The sequence below is a fragment of the Vicinamibacterales bacterium genome (genome assembly GCA_036504215.1).
Classification (GTDB): domain Bacteria; phylum Acidobacteriota; class Vicinamibacteria; order Vicinamibacterales; family Fen-181; genus FEN-299.
In genome coordinates, this window is sequence record DASXVO010000016.1 from 230,377 (window position 1) to 248,936 (window position 18,560).

Sequence of the window (18,560 nt, forward strand, 5' to 3'; positions counted from 1 at the left end):
GCTATCTCGGCGCGACCCGGATCGGACGCGCGGTTCGGGCGACTTCCTTCCCGTCCAGCACGACAACCGCGCGGAGCAGGTACTCCGACGCGGCCACCTTTCCCAGGTCGATCGGCCCCTGCGCCATCAGCCGTCCCGCGGTGTTGGTGTCGGACACCGGCAGACGCGACGTCGCCAGCGACGGCCCTGTTTCGCTGTCAGCGATTTCCAGCCTCACTTCGCCGCGCGCCGATAGCTCCGGATTGCGGGAGTAGATCTCGAGCGAGGCCATGGCCGCGCGGTTGGCGATCCCGCCATCGACGCTCGGCCGCCACGACTTGCCCGCCGGCTGGAGCACCATCAGATCGCCGAGCAGCATATTCTGGCCCGAGGTCAGCCTGGCTTCAAAGCTGTGCTCGACGGTCCCTTGTCTGCCGTCCTTGTCCACGGCCACGAAACGCACTCTGAAGTTGCCTGTCGGGAGTACGGCGGCCCCCATATAGAACGCTGGCCCCGGCACGGGTCCGCCCGGAGCCAGCGTCACCTGCTCGACGGAGTTGCCGGCGACCCTTCCCCGAACGTCGGTGATCACGTAGCCTACCGTCATCGGTTCGGGAGCCGACAGCCCCTGACCAACCTCTGCCGTGAAGATCACGCGCAGCTTGTCACCCGCCGCGTCGCGAATCGTGTGGGTGCCAATCCGCAGCGGGACGTCGCGTCGAATCGATTGACTTCCCAGCAGGGCCGTCACCGTTTGAAGCGGGTTCCTCTTGGTGGCAACCACGGTCTCGGCGGCGGCGAACTCGCGTCGTGCCCTGATCGTGACGCCCGGGTGGGCCACCTTCACATCGATGTTGTGGCGCTTGCCGTCCTGGTCGCTCGGCAGGGGCTCGAAGCCGAGGAGGTAGTAGCCGGACGACTCGAGCGAGATCCGCGTCATGGCGGGCTCGACCGACGAGGACACGAGGAACATCGCGCCGCGCGCCATGCTCGCCAGCGTCTCGAGGCCGTACCCGCGCACCTCGTCGTCCTCGGACGCGGTTTCAGACGCCAGACGTTCCACCGGGCTGTCCTGCCACCGCGCGAGTTTCAGCACGTAGAGACCCACGCGGGACCGGGCCGCCGCCTCGGCCACGTCGCGGGCGTCGCGGGCGAACTCGACGCGCCCGCCGCCGTGACTGGCCGCCGACAACGCCTGCGAGGCAAAGACCAGCGTCTTGGTCCCGTCGAACACCGAGAGCCCCTTGACCAGTTCGCGCAGGGTCGTCACCGCCTGGCGGCTGCGCGACTTGGCGTCGGTGGCGTATTGCTTCGCTTCGGCGATCACCGCCCGCTGGCACGACAACGGGTCCTCGCCAATCGCCATCTTCGCGCACTCGCGGGCGACGACGTTGTTCATGATTTCCTGGTCGTTGGCGTCAATCCCCAAAGCCTCCCACAGTCCAATCGAGTGCATGGTGAGGAACGGCTGCCAGCGCCCAACCACCTTCCGGAGTGCGTTGCGAATCGCAACCCGGTTGGTGGTGAAGTCAATGCTCGGTCCGCCGGGAATGGCAGCCAGGCCCACCAGGTCGTCAGGAGCGAATCGGTCGATGAATCGTCCGATCTCATCGATCTCGGTGCGGGCCATGCCCGACTGGATGTTGTCCTGGTCGATGACGAGCAGCACGACGCGCCGGACCGCGCTCACCACCTCGGGAGCGTTCGTGCTGAAGCCGCGCCGGAGCGTCGCCTTCGCGCCGAGCGTCTGGTCCACCGAGGACACGGCGACGAAGTCGGCGGACACCACGCGACGGGGCTTGCCATCGACGGTCACCGTGAACTGGTCGGTGCGCAGGCCGCGGATTGGCCGACCCTGGTCGTCCACGACGGTGACGTCCACCGCCACGAGATCGACGCCGGCCTTGAATACCGGTGGCTGCTGGCCGGTGGCGGAGGCCGCGGCCGCCAGACCGATGGCGATGCTGAGACCCGCAACGAACCGCATGAGCTTCCTCCTGGATCGCGTAACCACGGAAGGGAGGACATCGTAGCACGGGGAAATCAGGTGCCGGGGTTACCGGCGGTGCTGGGGTGCTGAAGGCGCGTTGCCGAAACTTCGGATGCGGATTCGATTCGCCCTTTGCAGACGTTCGCCGAATTGTCGCGTCGGTCCTGTCGCGTCTGTCCTGTTGCGTCCGTCCTTGACATCGGACGAGAGCTTTACCTAGACTGCCCTCGGCTCGGCTCGGTTGTTCTGCCCCCTGCCGCGTGCGATCTCGGCGCCCCCCGACATCGACGCGGCCCGCAATCATCGTGGACGCGTTCGGCTCGTCGCACGGTTTCCCTTGAGAAAGGGCGATCGATCGGCTCGGTGTCCCATACGGCGAACCCCGAGTGGGTGTGGCGGCAGCGCATCATTCTCCATGCCACCCCCTCGAACGGCGATGGGATCCGTTGTGGCGTCTGCCGCGACTGGCGGCGGCGTTCGGCGCCGGTTCCTCTCGGACGGCGCATGTGTCACTTGCCATGGAGGATGGCTCAATGAAGAGAATGGGTCTGATTCTCGCCCTGTGTCTGATTGCGGGGATGTTCGCCCTGCCGGTCAGCGCGCAGGAACAGACTGGCTCGATCGAAGGCATCGTCAAGGACTCGTCGGGCGCCGTGCTGCCTGGCGTGACCGTCGAAGCGCGCAGCCCGAGGGTCGTCGGCATCAGTACCGCCATGACCGACTCGAAGGGCATCTTCCGCTTCCCCGCGCTTCCGCCGGGAGAGTATGAACTCACCGCGAACCTGCAGGGGTTCAATCCCGCGAAGCAGTCGAACGTGTCGATAGCGCTCGGCCAGTTGATGAAGGTCGACCTGACCTTGTCGGTTGGAGGCGTGCAGGAGAGCGTTCAGGTGACGGCGGAAGCGCCGCTCATCGACACCAAGCAGAACGCGCAGTTCGCGACCGTGCAGCGCGACTCGATCGACAAGCTGCCGAAGGGCCGCGACTTCACGTCGGTCGTTGCCGTCGCGCCCGGAGCCCAGAGCGAACCGTACTCGGGGGGCATCCAGATCGACGGGTCGAGCGGCTCGGAGAACAAGTTCATCGTGGACGGGATGGACACGACGAACCTCCGCAGCGGCACGTCGCGCAATACCGTGCTCGTGGACTTCATCCAGGAAGTCCAGGTGAAGTCGGCCGGGTACAACGCCGAGTACGGCGGTTCCACCGGCGGCGTCATCAGCGCGATCACCAAGTCGGGCAGCAATGCCTACCACGGCGGCGCTGGTCTCTACTACGAGAGCAGCAAGCTCCGGAACCAGAACTTCAACTTCGATCGGATCAACACCTTCTACGATAACGGCGTCATCGACGGCAAGGTGGAATCGACGCAGACGCCGGTTGATCCGCGCAACTACTACAACCCGGTGTTCGACGTCGGCGGCCCGGTGCTGAAGGACAAGGTGTGGTTCTACGCCGGCTACGCGTACACCAACGAGAAGTCCGAGCGCACGGTCAAGTTCCTGAACTCGTCACCGAGCACGGATCCGAACAAGGTCTCGAAGACCTATTCGGACACCACGAAGAACAGCTATCTGAACTGGAACGTGAACACGTCTCTCGGGCCGAACGTCCGCGTGAAGATATCGGGCGCGAATCAGTGGCAGAGTCAGCGGGGGTTGCTGCCCTCCGTCCTGGCGAACGGGTTCACTCTGACGGGCGCGTCGGGCTACGCGCTGGAAGGCCGGAAATCGGACGGCTATTCGCAGGCTGCGTATGACGCCCGTCCGGAGATGCTGAAGTCGTTCTACGACGACCAGGGCTCCGACTACGTCAACAACATGTACTCGGGGAACGTGGACTGGGTCATCACGCCGACCTTCTTCGCGAATATCACCGCCGGCTCGCTGCGGTATGACACGAAGACCCCACCGGAGTACATCGGCTCGACGACCCAGCACTACTTCGGCTCGTCGAACCTGACCTACCTCCCGACCGTCATTCCGAACAACCTGCGGTACGGCTCGGCCTACGTCGATGGCAAACTGTCGTCCGGCACCAACAAGGCGTTATACGGTCGCTTCTTCTTGAATGCCAACTCGATCTGGTACAAGTCGCTCGGTGGCCAGCACACGTTCAAGGCGGGCATGCGCTACGAGCGGCTGAGCCAGGACAACGACAGCGGCAGCACGGGCCTCAAGGCGCCGCGCATCTACCTCTACTGGAACCAGTCGACGACCGACGTGAACGGCGCGAGGGTTCGCGGCACCTACGGCTACTACAAGGTGCGCCAGATCCTCACGAAGGGTGCGGTCCACTCGGACAACTTCTCCTTCTGGCTGCAGGACAGCTGGTCGATCAACCGCAAGTTGACGATCAACGCCGGCGTCCGGGCCGAGAACGAGCATGTGCCGACCTACACGCAGACGTCGGATGCCAAAGGCATCGACTTCGGCTTCGGCGACAAGATCGCTCCGCGCATCGGCTTCGCCTACGACATCAAGGGCGACAGCCGCTGGAAGGTGTACGGCAGCTATGGTCACTTCTTCGACATGACCAAGCTGTCGCTGCCGATGGGCTCGTTCGGCGCGGACAAGTGGACCGACTTCTACTTCACGATGGACACGTACGACTGGCCGACGATCAACTGCACCGACGGCACGACGGGCACCGGCTGCACGGGCGGCAAGCTCATCAAGAGCCGTGACATGCGGTACAACTCGTCGCTCAACGACCCGCGCCTGATTCCGTACTACGGCGCGTCCCGAAGCGCTATCGACCCGACGTTGAAGCCGTACCAGACCCGCGAGTTTACGATGGGGCTGGACCACGAGCTGAATCCGACGATGTCGATCGGCGTTCGCTACGTACACAAGTGGATGGTGAAAGCAATCGAGGACGTGGGCCGTCTGCTGCCGTTCGGCGAGCTGTACTTCATCGCCAACCCCGGGTACGGCGACTCCTACACGATCCTGCCGGACTTCCCCGACAAGCACACGCCGCCGGCGGAACGGAAGTACGACAGCGTGGAAGTTCGCCTGAAGCGACGCCTCCAGAACCGGTGGCAGGCTGAGGTCAGCTACACCTTCAGCCGGCTGTGGGGCAACTACTCGGGCCTTGGCGCCTCCGACGAGGAAGGCCGCACGGACCCGAACAACAACCGTTCGTTCGACTCGCTCTATCAGTCCTTCAACCAGAGTGGCACCTGGGCGTACGGTCCGCTGAAGACCGATCGTCCGCACGTCTTCAAGGTGCAGGGCTCGTACGACATGCCGTGGGGCACGACTGTGGGTCTGTTCGGGATCTTCCAGAGCGGTATCCCGTGGTCGTCGTACCTGAGCTGGGAAGGCTACTCGCCGGTGTTCTTCCAGGACCGCGGCAACATGGGCCGGACGCCGTTCTACACGCGCATCGACCTGTCGCTGTCGCACGAGTTCCGGATCAAGAACAACCGGATCTCGGTCAATGCCAACATCAGCAACCTGCTCAATTCCGACACCGTCACCGACTACTGGGAAAACGTCTGGCGTGACGACATCGCCGGGTATAGCGACCAGCAGTTCTTCGCCGGCTTCGATGCCTACAAGCTCGCGGCCGCTCAGAAGGCCTCTGGTTCGACGCTGCGCGACAACCCGCTGTTCGGGAAGCCCTACGGCCGTCTGGGCGCCCGCTCGGCTCGGTTGAGCGTGCGGCTCTCGTTCTAGATTCGCGACACATCGGGTGGTGTGGCCGCGCGGGGCAACCCGCGCGGCCGTTCTTCTGTACGCGGACAGAAATCAGAGGCATTCCTCCTTCATCCTTCCTCCTTCCTCCTTCCTCCTTCATCCTTCATCCTTCATCCTTCATCCTTCGCCCTTCATCCTTCGCACCAGCACACTCCCCGCGGCGAACCAGCCGGTCACATTGGCGAGCGTCCGGAACATGTCGGGAATCGTGTCCACTCCCATCAGGACCCCGATGCCTTCGGGCGGAACGCCCGCCGCCGCGAGCACCGGCGCCATCGTGATGATCGCGCCGGCGGGAATGCCGGGAATCGTGAACGACGTGACGACGACGGTCACGAGCACCGTCGCCAGTTGAGCGGGCGCCAGCGCGATCCCATACAGGCGGGCGACGAACAGTACGGCGACGGTCTGCGCGATCGCGCCGCCGACCCTGAACATCGACGCTGCCAGCGGCACGAAGAACGCGCTGAAATCCTCGGGCCAGTCCAACCCCTTCCGTACCCCGTCGATGGTGGCCGGCAGGGCGGCCAGCGACGACCGCGACGAGAACGCCACCGCCTGCGCGGGACCGGCAGCTCGCGCGAACCGCCCGAATCGAACGCCGCCCGCGAGCCACGCGACCGGATACAGCACGACCACGATGAACAACCCGCTGACGAGCGACAGCAGGACGATGTAGCTCACCAGTGCGCCGGCGGCCGAGAGCCCCATTCGTGCGCCGAGCGGCAACGCCAGCGCGAACACACCGACCGGCGTTGCCGTCAGCACCCACCGCACCAGGGCCAGCATCGCGTCGGAAACCCCGTGGAAGAAGCCGACGACGATGTCGCGCCGTTTCGAGTCGATGACCGTCAGCGAGAGGCCGAAGGCCAGCGCGAACACGATGAGCGGCAGGATCGCCCCGTCGGCGGCTGCCTTGAGCGCGTTGATCGGCACCAGGTCCACAAGCCACTGTGACCAGGACGCGAGTTGGCGTGCATTGGCAGCGGCCGCCTTCCCCGCATCGGCCGCGCTCGCCCGAAGCCCGGAGGCGACAGCGGGATCGATCGCGAGCCGGCCGAGCAGCGGGTACGCGCACGCCGCGCTGAACGCGGTCGCGGTGCTGATGAGCACGACGAACAGCGCCAGTGCCCTCCCGCCGACCGAACCCACCGATCTCGCGTTGCGCATCGAGGCGGCGCCGACGATGAGGCCCGAGGCGACGAGCGGGATGACGGTCATCCGAATCGCGTTGACGAACAGCAGGCCGATCGGCTCGACGACCCCGGGAATCGACTGCCACCAGCCCGAGCCGGCGCTCGCGATGCCAATTCCGATCGCCAGGCCGGTAGCGAGACCCAGGAGGACGCGGAAGGTGAAGGACATAATCAGAAGTCAGGGATCAGGGACGGAGATCACGGACGGAGATCACGGACGCAGCAGCAGCCGCACGCCGAAGCCCACGAGAATGACACCTGTCAGCCCCTCGAGCGTGCGGCGCACGGCGGGCCTCGCGAATCGGTCGGCGAGCACGCCTAGCGCACTCGCGTAAATCGTCAGCCACACCAGGCTCATCGACACGTGCGTGGCGGCGAGCACGAGAAACCGCGCGAAGAACGGATCCTGCGGCCCGATGAACTGCGGCAGGAACGTCATGTAGAACAGCACCACGGGCGGGTTCAGCAGGTTCGTCAGCACGCCGCGCGTGATGCACGCGAACAGGTCGGACGGCCGCTCCACGTGTTCGGGCAGGGTCATCCGACCGCCCGATGCGGCTGCCCCATCGGGCGTCGGCTCGTGAATGGCATGGGTGTCCCGCCCTTCCACCAACGCCTGCCACACGCCTCGGATCCCCAGATACGTCAGGTACCCCGCGCCGGCGACCTTCACCACCTGCAGCGTCCACGGCCACTGGTGGAAGATGAACGACATCCCGAGCGCCGACCCCAGTGCCAGCGTGGAATTCCCGATGTTGATCCCGAGGACCGTGTAGAGCGCCGCCCGCCGTCCCTCTCCGAGCGTCGCCTCCATGACGACGGCCATCGTCGCGCCAGGGCTGATGACCAGCAGCGCCGAGATCGTCGCATACGCAAGATACCGAGCGTCGAACATCGGGCGATTCTACACAACTCTCACGCCGAACCCCACGACGCTGAGCGATGACCTCGTGAGTCCCGGCCCAGGCGTGGCGCCCGAGCGCATGGTCGAGGACACGTTGGAGGACGAAATGAAGAGCTTCGGTCGCCGAACCCGGCCGACGGCCGTGGACGACGCCACGGAGACGCTGGAGAAGAAGGTCCGACGGATTTGAAAGAAACTACCTGTCCAGCACCTCTCGCACCGTGCGAACCAGCGCCTCGGCGCGGACCGGCTTGAGCAGCGTGGCGTGGGCACCGAGCATCTCGGCGGTCCGCAGGAAGCGGCCCCCGAATGCGCCGGACATCGCGACGATCTTCACGCCGGGGTGGCGCTTGCGCATCTCGCGAATCGTCTCGATCCCTTCCTGCTCGGGCATCACGAGATCGGTGATCACGAGGGACACGCCGCCCCCATCCACCTCGGCGGTCGCCTGTCGGCCGTTCGCGGCCTCGGCCACCCGGTAGCCGGCCGCTTCCAGGAACTGCCGGAGCAACCGCCTGATCTCCACCTCGTCGTCAACCACCAGGATGCAGCCAGCAGGTGTTCGCGCGTCGAGCACCTGCCGCACCTTGCGCGCAAGCCCGTCGGGAGTGAACGGCTTCTGCAAATACTCGGCGTCGGCGGGCATCTGCTCCTGCTGCATCGCCGCGTGATCGGCGTAGCCCGACATGAAGATGATCTTGACGCCGGGCCGCATCGGCGCGACGGTCCTCGCCAGCTCCAGCCCTCCCATTCCCGGCATCACGACGTCGGTCAGCACCAGATCGATGGCGCCGGGCTCCTGCCTGGCCACCTCGATCGCCTGGTTCCCGTCGCCCGCCGACAACACCCGGTAGCCATACATCGTCAGCACCTGCAAGGCGAGCTGGCGGACCTCCGGCTGGTCCTCCACGAGCAACACGGTCTCGCTCCCCTCCACGGTCGTCGTGCGAGGCGATTCCTCCACCACCGGCGTCTCGACAGCATCGACGCGCGGCAGGTAGATCTTGAAACTCGATCCGTGTCCAGGTTCGCTGTACACCCAGATGATGCCGCCGCTCTGTTTGACGACGCCGTACACCGTCGAGAGACCGAGGCCCGTCCCCTTGCCGGGGACCTTGGTCGTGAAGAACGGCTCGAAGATCTGCGCGCGCGTCGCCTCGTCCATGCCGCTGCCCGTGTCCGTCACGCCGAGGAGCACGTATGGTCCCGGCTGGCTGTCCGGATGCCGGCGCGTCATCTCCTCGCTGAGTTCGACGTTCGCCGTCTCGATGATCAGCTTGCCGCCCGATGGCATCGCGTCCCGCGCGTTCACCGCGAGGTTCATCAACACCTGCTGCACCTGGACCGGGTCGGCCTGTACGTGGCCGAGCGCCGTATCGCGTGCGAGCACGAGCTCGATGTCTTCGCCGATCAACCGCCGCAGCATCAGCTCGAGATCGCCGACCACCGCGTTGATGTCGAGCACCTTCGGCTGGAGCACCTGGCGGCGGCTGAAGGCCAGCAACTGCTGCGTCAGGCCGGCCGCCCGGTCGCCGGCCGACTTGATCTCCTGAATGCTGTCGCGGAGGGGATCGCGAGGGTCGAGCAAGCCGAGCGCCAGCTCCGAGTAACCGTTGATGACGGTGAGCAGGTTGTTGAAGTCGTGGGCCACGGCGCCGGCCAGCCGGCCGATGCTCTCGAGACGCTGCGCCTGCAGCAACTGCTCTTCGAGACGCTTCTGCTCGGTCGTGTCCTCGAGAAGCCCAATGACGCCGGTGAGCGTGCCGTCAGGCCCTGTCAGCGGCACGGTGGACAGCCGAACCTGGATGTGGCTGCCGTCCTTGCGAACACACGGCCTGTCCAGCCCGGCCACCACGTCGCCCTTTTCGGTGGCTGCGCGGATCTGCGCGAACTCCCCCAATTTGTCCTCGGGCACGATCGGGAGGCGCGACCCGATCGTCTCCGCGGATGTCCAACCAAACATCCGTTCGGCGGCGGCGTTCCACATGTTGACGCGGCCGTCCATGTCGAGCGCGACGATGGCGACAGGCGCGGAATCGAACAGCACCGACGCCAACTGCGCAACCTCTCGCCTCTCCTCCTGCGCCCGCCGTCGCTCGGTGATGTCGTGCACGAACACACACGCCATCGTCAGATCGCCCTGATGCATCAGGTTTGCGCTGACGGCCACCGGGATCAGGCGGCCGTCCTTGGCCCGTTGCCGCCGCTCCACCGTCCACGCGCCACCATGCTCCAGCATCGCCCAACGTTCCCGCCAGACCTCTGGCGTCAACGCCGGGTCGAGATCGAAACCCGTCATCGAGGCCAGTTCGACCGCCGTGTAGCCGAGCGTGCGGCTGGCCGCCTCGTTGGCGTACAGGATCCGCCCGTTGGCGTCGAGGAAGTAGACCGTGTCGGCCGCCTGCTGGACGGCCAGGCGCATCATCGCGCCGAGATCTTCGGGAGTGAGACGGCCGGAAGTGTTCGTGGCGCTCAACGGAAGACCCTCCATCATCCACTATCTTAAGGCCGACGGTGGGGCTATCTCAGCCAGAAATGCGACGGCAAGGACAGCAGGGCGTACCGAGTGCGAATCTCCGCGACGCGCGCGGCGTAGGTCGATTTTTGAAATTCGCCGCGCAGCAGGGCGGCCCGGAGGCGTTGCAATTCGAATCGATACCAGTCGTGCAGGATCGATCGGAGGCGTTCCGGCGACGTGCTGGCGAGCGGCCGCAGCCCGTGTCGTAGCAGCGCGGTGAGCACCTCGGGGCGATAGCAGTAGACCATCGAGGCGGTCCAACACCGAGTCAGCAGAAGACGCTCAGTTGCAGGCCTACTTCTTCCTCACCGCCGCGTCCCGTTTCGCCTTGAATTCGGCGCCCGGTTTCCATTGGGGGTATGTGTCGGCCTGCGCGACGCGGTAGCCGATGGTGCCGAACAACTGCAGGTCCTGCGCGCCGCCGCTCAGGTCCCAATCCGGTTTCACCGTGTCGGTGGGCTTGTGATAGAGATTCGCGAAGAAATCCTTCCGTACCTCGAGCCCATAGCCGGCCGGCTTGCCGATGTAGTCGTCACCGTGATCCGGCTCGAACGCCGGCACTCCCTGTCGCGCCAACGAGAAGTGGTCGGAGCGGTAGTACATGCCCCGTTCCGGCTCCGGGTCGGGCTTCAACACGCGCCCCTGTTCAGCCGCCGCCACCCGTGCATAGTCATCGAGATCGGACGCGCCCAGGCCGATCACCGTGAGGTCCCTCGTCTTGCCGTGGACGTTCAGCATCTCGAGGTTGATCTCCGCCAGCGTCTTCTCGAGCGGATAGATCGGATGGGTGGCGTAGTACTCGGACCCGAGCATCAGTTGCTCCTCGCTCGTGACGGCCAGAAAGAGGATGCTGCGCTTGGGTGCGGTCGGCAGTGCCGCGAAGGTACGCGCCAACTCCAGCAATCCGCCGACGGCCACCGCGTTGTCCAGGGCGCCATGATAGACAGGATCGCCGTTCAGCGGGGCTCCGATGCCGAAGTGGTCCCAGTGCGCCGTATAGAGCACGTACTCGTGCTTCAACGCCGGGTCGCTGCCCTCGACCCTGCCGATGACGTTTCGCGACGCCAGCGTGCGGATCTTATTGACGAGCCGCATCGACGCGTTCAACCCGAGTGACACGGGCTTGAACTCGAGTGTCGCCGCCTGCTTCTTCAGGGCGTCGAAGTCGCGACCGGCCAGCGCGAACAGCTTCCGCACCTGCTCGAGCCGAATCCACCCCTCGATTGCCGGACGTGTCATGTTCCCGTCCGGCTGAGCAATATCGAACTGTTCGCCCGTCTTCACCTGGACGACCGAGAACGGATACCCGGCCGGCCCGGTCTCGTGGACAATGAGAGCGGCCGCCGCCCCGAGCTTCTGCGCAATCTCGAACTTGTACGTCCAACGGCCGTAGTACGTCATCGCCTTGCCGCCGAACATCTTCGGGTCGAGTTCGGCCGGGTTCGCGCGGTCGGCGACGGGGGGGTCGCCAACCAGCATCACGAGTGTCTTGCCCCTGACGTCGAGGCCCTTGTAGTCATCCCAGCTGAACTCGGGCGCCTGAACGCCGTACCCGACGAACACCATCTCGGAGTTGCCAAGTTCGACCGTCGGCACCGAACGCTTCGTCCACGCGACAATGTCGTCCTTGAACGCGAGGCGAAGGGCCTGAGCGCCGTCCTTCGTCACCGTCATCGCGGTGGCCGGATCGGGCGTGATGCCAACGAGCGGAACATTCTGGAAGTAGGAGTCGGCCGGCGCGCCGGGCTTCAGACCGAACTTGCGGAACTGATCCGCGATGTACGTCACCGTCAGTTCCTCGCCCTTCGTTCCCGGCGCCCGTCCCTCGAACCGATCGGACGACAACGTCATCGCATGCTGGAGCACGGCGTTGGCGTCGATGGCGGGCAACGTCGCCGGCAGTTGGGCGAACACGAATCCCGAGAAGGCGAACAGCAGCCCGAGAGAGGCTGCCAGTGCTCGTGCTGTCATCGAAGTCTCCGCCGACGGGAGGGGCGCCTTCTGAGGCGCCCCTCCCCTGGTTGCCGCCCGCTTCTGCCGCGATGGCGTTTACCGCGCCCGAAGCATCTCGTCCCGTTTCGCCTTGAACTCGGTGCCGGGTTTCCACTGAGGGTATTTCTCGGACTGCGCGATGCGGTAACCGACCATCCAGAAGTACTGCAGGTCCTCGACCGCGCCGCTCATGTCCCAGTCCGGCTTCACCTTGTCGGACGGCTTGTGGTAGTCGTTCGCGATGTAGGCGTCGCTAATCTGCTTGCCCCACCCTTCCGGCTTGCCGATGTACTCGATCCCGCCGCCGCTCGCCAGCGCGGGGACGCCCTGCTTGGCAAACGGGAAGTGATCGGACCGGTAGTAGCCGCCCTTCTCGGGCTCGGGATCCGGCTTGATGACGCGGTGCTGCTCGGCGGCCACGGCCTGCGCGATGTCGTCGAGTTCGGAGTTGCCCAGACCGGTCACCGTGAGGTCGCTCGTGCGGCCGTTCACGTTCAGGCCGTCCATGTTGACGACGCCCAACGTCTTCGCGAGCGGGTACAGCGGGTTGCGTGCGTAGTAGTCGGAGCCGAGCAGTCCCTGCTCCTCCGCGGTGACCGCCAGCATCAGGATCGACCGCTTCGGTGCCACCGGGAGCTTCACGTACGCGCGGCCGAGTTCGATCATGCCGCCGATGCCGGTCGCGTTGTCCTTTGCACCGTGGTAGATCTTGTCGCCGTTGATCTCCGGCCCGATGCCGTAGTGGTCCCAGTGCCCCGTGTAGATCACCCACTCGTTCTTCAGCGTCGGATCGCTGCCCTCGACTTTGCCGACGACGTTGGTCGAATCGATCGTCCGGATCTTGCTGTGCAACGTCATCGAGGCGGTCACGCCAAGAGGCATCGGGGTGAACTCACGCGTCGCGGCGTTCTTCTTCAGCGTATCGAAGTCCTTGCCCGCCATGGCGAACAGCTTCTTCGCCTGGTCCAGCGTGATCCAGCCCTCGATCGCCGCGCGGGACATGTTCTTGTCGGGCGCCACCAGATCGAACTGCTCGACCACCTTGCTCTGGACGACGGAGAACGGGTAGGCAGCGGGCCCGGTCTCGTGGACGATCAGCACACCCGCGGCGCCCATCTTCTGCCCCATCTCGTACTTGTAGCTCCAGCGCCCGTAGTAGGTCATGGCGCGGCCGCCGAAGAACTTCGGGTCGAGCCTGGTCGGGTCTGCGGGATCCGGCAGCGGCGGGTCGTTGATCAGCACGACCATCGTCTTGCCCTTGAGATCGACGTTCTTGTAGTCGTCCCAATTGAACTCGGGTGCCTGGACGCCGTAGCCGACAAATACCATCTCCGACTTGTCGAGGCTGACGGTCTCGGTCACGCGCTTGGTCCAGGCAACCACGTCGTCTTTGAACTTGAGCTTCTGTTGCTTGGCGCCCTTCCGGAAGACGAGCGTCGTCGCGGGGTCAGCGGTGATGCCGACCATCGGCACCTTCTGGATGTAGGTGCCATCCGGATTCCCCGGCTTGAGACCGGCCTTCTTGAACTGGTCGGAGATGTAGGCGACGGTCAGTTCCTCCCCCTTCGTGCCCGGGGCGCGTCCCTCGTATTCGTCGGACGACAGGACCTTCGTGTGTGCGAGGACGGCGTTTCCGTCCACGGCAGGAAACGCAACCGCCGCCGGCGTTGGGGCCGGCGCCGATTTCGATCCGCCACAGGCGGCCGGCCAGACGGCCACCGCCAACAGCAGGGTAACGGCAGACAGACGGTTCATCAGATGGACTCCTCGAGGGCAAGACGGAGGAATTCTATCAGGTGCAGGGGGTGCTGGGGGTGCTGGACGTGCTTCAGGTGCTAGTGCTGGGGGTGCTAGGGGTGCTGGAGGTGCTTCAGGTGCTAGTGCTGGGAGTGCTACAGGTGCTGCGGGTACCAGTGCTGGGGGGTGCTGGGGGTGCCAGTGCTGGGGGTGCTGCGGGTGCCAGTGCTGGGGGTGCTTGCAGCCACGGCACAGTCCGCACGTTCTGCCAACAGCACCAACGCCACCGGATCTTCATTACCCTCAGTGTCTCCGGCACTTCCAGCACCGCACCTTCAGCACCGCACCTTCAGCACCGCACGTTCAGCACCGCACCTTCAGCACCGCACCTTCAGCACCCTCAGCACCGCCAGCACCGCCAGCACCGCACCTTCAGCACCCTCAGCACCTCCAGCACCCCCAGCACCTGATTGGTATCCTTCGTGCACCCATGTGGTCATGGCCAAGCGGTATCAAGACCTCATTGCGTGGCAAATCGCCGATGAATTGCGGCGGGAGATCGTGCAGATCACCGCATCCGGGAACGTGACACGGGACTGCAAATTCTGCAGTCAAATCAGGGACTCATCCCGATCCGTTTCTGCCAACATCGCCGAGGGCTTCGCCAGGTTCTCGCATCGGGACTTCGCCCGATTCCTGGTCATCGCTCGCGGTTCGCTCGTAGAGACGGAAGTGCATCTGCGCGACTGCGTTGACCGCGGGTATCTCGAGCCTGCCGAGCACTCGCGCCTCGCGCTTCTCGCTCGACGGGCGATGGTTGCGCTGACGAGGCTCTTGACGTATTTGAGGACGCACCGAGACAGGTGCTGATGGTGCTAGAAGTGCTGAAGGCGTGCCGGGGGTGCGGTGCAGATGGTGCTTGAGGCTGTCCCGGTTTGGTGAACAGGTTGACGCTTTCGGTCTCCGGATCGGACAAGAATGATGATGAGAGCCTGTGGAAAACCTGTTCTGTGGTTTTCCAAGGAGCGCTGGGCGGCGTCCGCGGCTCCGGCAGTTTCCACAGGCCGCTCGTCACCCGACCGCCTCGGCAGTCTGGTCGACGGCCGAGCGCGCCCAGCCGCCGCCTTGACGTTCGAACTCCACCGGCGAGAGGTAGTCCAAGCCCGAGTGGCGGCGCGTGGGATTGTACCAGCCTTCGATGAAGTCAAACACCGCGAGCCGGCCCACGTCGGAATGTAGGTGATGTCCGCGACCCAGAGCTGATTCGGTCCCGTGGCCACAAACTGACGCTGGACCAAATCCGGCGCCGGCCGCACGTGCTCCGCGCGGATCGTCGTCACCGGCCACTTCCGCCGACTGACGCCCTGCAAGCCCGCCCGCTTCATGAGCCGCGCGACCCGTTTGCGGCCGACGCGCTTCCCGGCGGCCCGCAGATCGCGGTGCTGCTGGTGCTGCGATGGTGCCCAGGCGTGCACCGTCAGCACCTCCAGCACCGCACCTTCAGCACCTTCAGCACCGTCAGCACCTCCAGCACCGCACCTTCAGCACCCCCAGCACCGTCAGCACCTCCAGCACCTCCAGCACCGACTCGCCTCTCCTGTTATATTTCTTCCCGTGACCCTTCGCCGTGAACTCCGACCGATGGTCGCCCTCGCCGGACCCGTGGTCCTGGCCGAGGTCGGCTGGGTGACGATGGCGATCGTGGACACGATCGTGGTCGGACCGATGGGGCCGGCCGCGATCGGGGCCGTCGGCATCGGCAGCATCCTGTTCCAGGCACTCGCCATTTTCGGCATGGGCCTTCTGCTTGGTCTCGACACGCTGGTGTCCCATGCGTACGGTGCGGGTCGGCTCGACGAGTGCCACCGCTGGCTGCTGCACGGCGTACTTCTCAGCCTGCTCGTGGCCGCCCCGATGACCGCCCTCGCCTTTGTCGGCATCTCACTGCTGCCGCTGTGGGGATTCACGCCCGAGGTGCTGCGACTGAGCGTGCCCTACCTGCGGGTCCTCACATGGAGCCTGTTGCCGCTGCTCCTCTACGCGTCCATCCGACGGTATCTCCAGGCGCTCGGGATCGTCGCGCCGATCACCTTCGCCCTGGTGAGCGCGAACGTGATCAACGCAGTTGCCGCCTGGGCGCTCGTCTATGGCCACTTCGGCCTGCCCGCCCTTGGCACGGTCGGATCGGGGCTGGCCACGCTCGTGTCGAGGATCTACCTGGTCGCCATGCTCGTGTGGGCCGTGCTCCGGTACGATCGTCACCATCACACCAGCCTGTTCCAGGTCGCGTGGAAGCCCTCGTCGCGGAAGCTGATGCGCCTGTTCCGCCTCGGGCTCCCTGCGGCGACGCAAGTCACGCTCGAATTGGGCGTCTTCGCGGCGGCCAGCGCGCTCGCCGGCCGGCTCGATTCCGTCTCGCTCGCGTCGCACCAGATCACGCTCAATCTGGCGAGCCTCACATTCATGGTGCCGCTCGGTGTCGCCTCGGCGGGCGCCATCCGCGTCGGCCACGCCGTGGGCCGCCGTGACGCCGCGGGCGCGTCGAGGGCCGGATGGACCGCGCTGGCGCTGGGCGCTTGTTTCATGGGCTCGGCGGCGCTCGCGTTCGTCATCGCGCCGTCCCTCTTGATCCGGCCATTCACGTCCGATCGCGCCGTGCTCGCCCTTGGCGCGCGGCTGCTGCTGGTCGCAGCCATGTTCCAGCTGTTCGACGGCGTGCAGGGCGTCTCGACCGGCATCCTTCGCGGCCTTGGCGACACGCGGACGCCCATGCTGATGAATCTCGCGGGGCACTGGATGCTCGGCTTGCCGATTGGGTACGTGCTGTGCTTCCGGTGGAGTTGGGGCGTCATCGGTCTCTGGACCGGCCTGTCGGTCGGCCTGATTGCCATCGGCTGCGTGCTCCTCCTCACCTGGCGGCATCAGGCAAGGAAGCTCGCCTGCCAATTCGCAACCTGATGTGGCACCTCCAGCACCCCCCAGCACCGCACCTTCCGCACCTCCAGCACCCTCAGCACCCCCAGCACCCCCAGCACCGCACCTTCAGCACCTCCAGCACCCTTGGCACCCCCAGCACCTGACCCACCGCTGAGCTCACGTCCGCCCGATCCGCGCCGATTCCTCGGGTAGGGTGATCTGCGCACCCGGTCGTGTACCAGGCCCGCCGGCCTGATCATGTCCGATCCGGCAGGCCGTTGAGAGAGGCGCGGCCCGGCCGGCTGTCGTCGAATTGAGCCCGGAGAATCCAGCCGTTTTCTGCTCTTTCCGGTTCCCAGTGTTCGTTCTCTCAGGACTGAGAGTCTTGCGTGGTCAGACGCGTGCTGTTTGTCGATGATGACCAGACGGTCCTGCAGGAATTGCAGCGCGCCCTGCGGTCGGTCCGCGGCGAGTGGACCGTGGAGTTCGCCCTCACGCTGCCAGACGCGCTCGCCCAGCTCTCCCACGGCGTCTTCGACGTCGTCGTTGCCGACGTGAACTGGCGCGGCGCCAACGGGGGATCGTTCCTCGATGACGTCGCGTCCCGTCAACCGAATGCGATCCGCTTTCTCCTGTCGGAGAGCGCGGGACGCGGCATGCTGATGCGGGCGGGCGGCTCGGCCCACCAGCACCTCTCAATGCCGCTCCACGCCGAAGCCGTCTTCGCGCGTCTCGGGCAGACACTGGCGCTCGGCGACCTCCTGTCCGACGCCTATTTGAGGGGCCTCGTTGCCCGGCTCAAGTCGGTGCCCAGCCTGCCGTCCATCTACCTGGCCATCATGGCGGAAATCCGACAGGAAGAAGCGTCCGCGCGCAAGGTCGGGGAGCTGGTGGCCCGCGATGCGGGCATGGCTGCGAAGATCCTGCAGTTGGTGAACTCTCCGTTCTTCGGCTTCCGGATGCACGTCTCGGATCCGGCGCAGGCCGTGCAACTGATGGGCCTCGAGACCGTCCGCGCGCTGGTCCTGTCGCTGCACATCTTCGAGCAGTTGCACGAACGCGAGGTGCGTCGGTTCAGGCTCGGCAGGGTCTGGCGGCACTCGCTGGCGACGACGAACTTCGCGCGGCTGATTGCCAGAATGCAGGATGGGAACGCGCAGGTGATGAGCGAGGCCTTCACCGCCGCGCTGCTGCACGACATCGGCAAGCTCGTGCTGGCCGCGTCGCTGCCCGATGAATACGAGGCCGCGGTGACGCTGGCCGAACGCGAGGCGATGCCGCTCTGGCTCGCCGAGAAGGACGTCCTCAAGACCACGCATGCGGAGGTGGGAGCCTACCTCCTGGGGCTGTGGGGCCTGCCCGATCCGATCGTGGAGACGGTTGCCTGGCACCACCGCCCGAGCGATTGTCCTTCGATCCACTTCTGTCCGCTCGGCGCGGTTCACGCCGCCAATGCCATCGAACACGAGATGCACCCCGGGGATGTGGTCGGCCGGGGGACCACGGTGGACGAGGCGTACCTCACCCGCCTCGAGGTGCGATGGCAGTACCCCGCGTGGAAGGCGGTCTGCCTCGACTCGGAGGGTGAAGGGTTGGGCCGCGGGCTGGGGGCGAGGATGTAGGC

Annotated in this window: 11 protein-coding genes and 2 pseudogenes; 4 read left to right on the top strand and 9 right to left on the bottom strand. The window is 65.7% G+C overall.

Annotated features, from left to right (window positions below; genetic code table 11):
- Position 1: 1 nt before the first annotated feature.
- A complete protein-coding gene (locus VGK32_03530) occupies positions 2 to 1,966 on the bottom strand; it encodes a VWA domain-containing protein (protein HEY3380812.1) in 1,965 nt (654 codons plus the stop codon).
- Between the two features lie 536 nt (positions 1,967 to 2,502).
- Here VGK32_03530 and VGK32_03535 point away from each other — a divergent pair.
- Positions 2,503 to 5,652, top strand: coding sequence for a carboxypeptidase regulatory-like domain-containing protein (locus VGK32_03535; GenBank protein HEY3380813.1), 3,150 nt, complete (start codon positions 2,503 to 2,505; stop codon positions 5,650 to 5,652).
- Between the two features lie 138 nt (positions 5,653 to 5,790).
- Here the strand turns inward: VGK32_03535 and VGK32_03540 are convergent, their stop codons facing one another.
- Entirely contained in the window at positions 5,791 to 7,038 is a 1,248-nt protein-coding gene (locus tag VGK32_03540; GenBank protein HEY3380814.1) for a cation:dicarboxylase symporter family transporter, read from the bottom strand.
- 42 nt (positions 7,039 to 7,080) lie between these two features.
- Entirely contained in the window at positions 7,081 to 7,764 is a 684-nt protein-coding gene (locus tag VGK32_03545; GenBank protein ID HEY3380815.1) for a LysE family translocator, read from the bottom strand.
- A 55-nt stretch (positions 7,765 to 7,819) separates the two neighbouring features.
- Here VGK32_03545 and VGK32_03550 point away from each other — a divergent pair, with 55 nt between their 5' ends.
- Entirely contained in the window at positions 7,820 to 7,963 is a 144-nt protein-coding gene (locus tag VGK32_03550) for a hypothetical protein (GenBank protein ID HEY3380816.1), read from the top strand.
- 6 nt (positions 7,964 to 7,969) lie between these two features.
- Here the strand turns inward: VGK32_03550 and VGK32_03555 are convergent, their stop codons facing one another.
- The 6 genes and pseudogenes from VGK32_03555 to VGK32_03580 form a co-directional block, all read right to left on the bottom strand.
- Complete coding sequence (locus VGK32_03555; protein ID HEY3380817.1) at positions 7,970 to 10,249, bottom strand: response regulator; 2,280 nt, start codon at positions 10,247 to 10,249, stop codon at positions 7,970 to 7,972.
- Positions 10,250 to 10,293: 44 nt separating this feature from the next.
- Complete coding sequence (locus VGK32_03560; protein HEY3380818.1) at positions 10,294 to 10,539, bottom strand: hypothetical protein; 246 nt, start codon at positions 10,537 to 10,539, stop codon at positions 10,294 to 10,296.
- Between the two features lie 46 nt (positions 10,540 to 10,585).
- Entirely contained in the window at positions 10,586 to 12,262 is a 1,677-nt protein-coding gene (locus VGK32_03565) for a M28 family peptidase (GenBank protein HEY3380819.1), read from the bottom strand.
- A gap of 78 nt (positions 12,263 to 12,340) precedes the next feature.
- Complete coding sequence (locus VGK32_03570) at positions 12,341 to 14,038, bottom strand: M28 family peptidase (GenBank protein HEY3380820.1); 1,698 nt, start codon at positions 14,036 to 14,038, stop codon at positions 12,341 to 12,343.
- Between the two features lie 1,053 nt (positions 14,039 to 15,091).
- A pseudogene (locus tag VGK32_03575) lies at positions 15,092 to 15,232 on the bottom strand (IS3 family transposase).
- 5 nt (positions 15,233 to 15,237) lie between these two features.
- Positions 15,238 to 15,468, bottom strand: a pseudogene (locus VGK32_03580) (IS3 family transposase).
- Positions 15,469 to 15,634: 166 nt separating this feature from the next.
- Between VGK32_03580 and VGK32_03585 the strand changes: the two are divergent.
- Both VGK32_03585 and VGK32_03590 read left to right on the top strand, forming a co-directional pair.
- On the top strand, positions 15,635 to 16,978 hold the full coding sequence (locus VGK32_03585) for an MATE family efflux transporter (protein ID HEY3380821.1): 1,344 nt from the start codon (positions 15,635 to 15,637) through the stop codon (positions 16,976 to 16,978).
- A 347-nt stretch (positions 16,979 to 17,325) separates the two neighbouring features.
- Positions 17,326 to 18,558: a response regulator gene (locus tag VGK32_03590; protein HEY3380822.1), complete on the top strand. Its 1,233-nt coding sequence runs from the start codon at positions 17,326 to 17,328 to the stop codon at positions 18,556 to 18,558.
- Positions 18,559 to 18,560 lie beyond the last annotated feature (2 nt).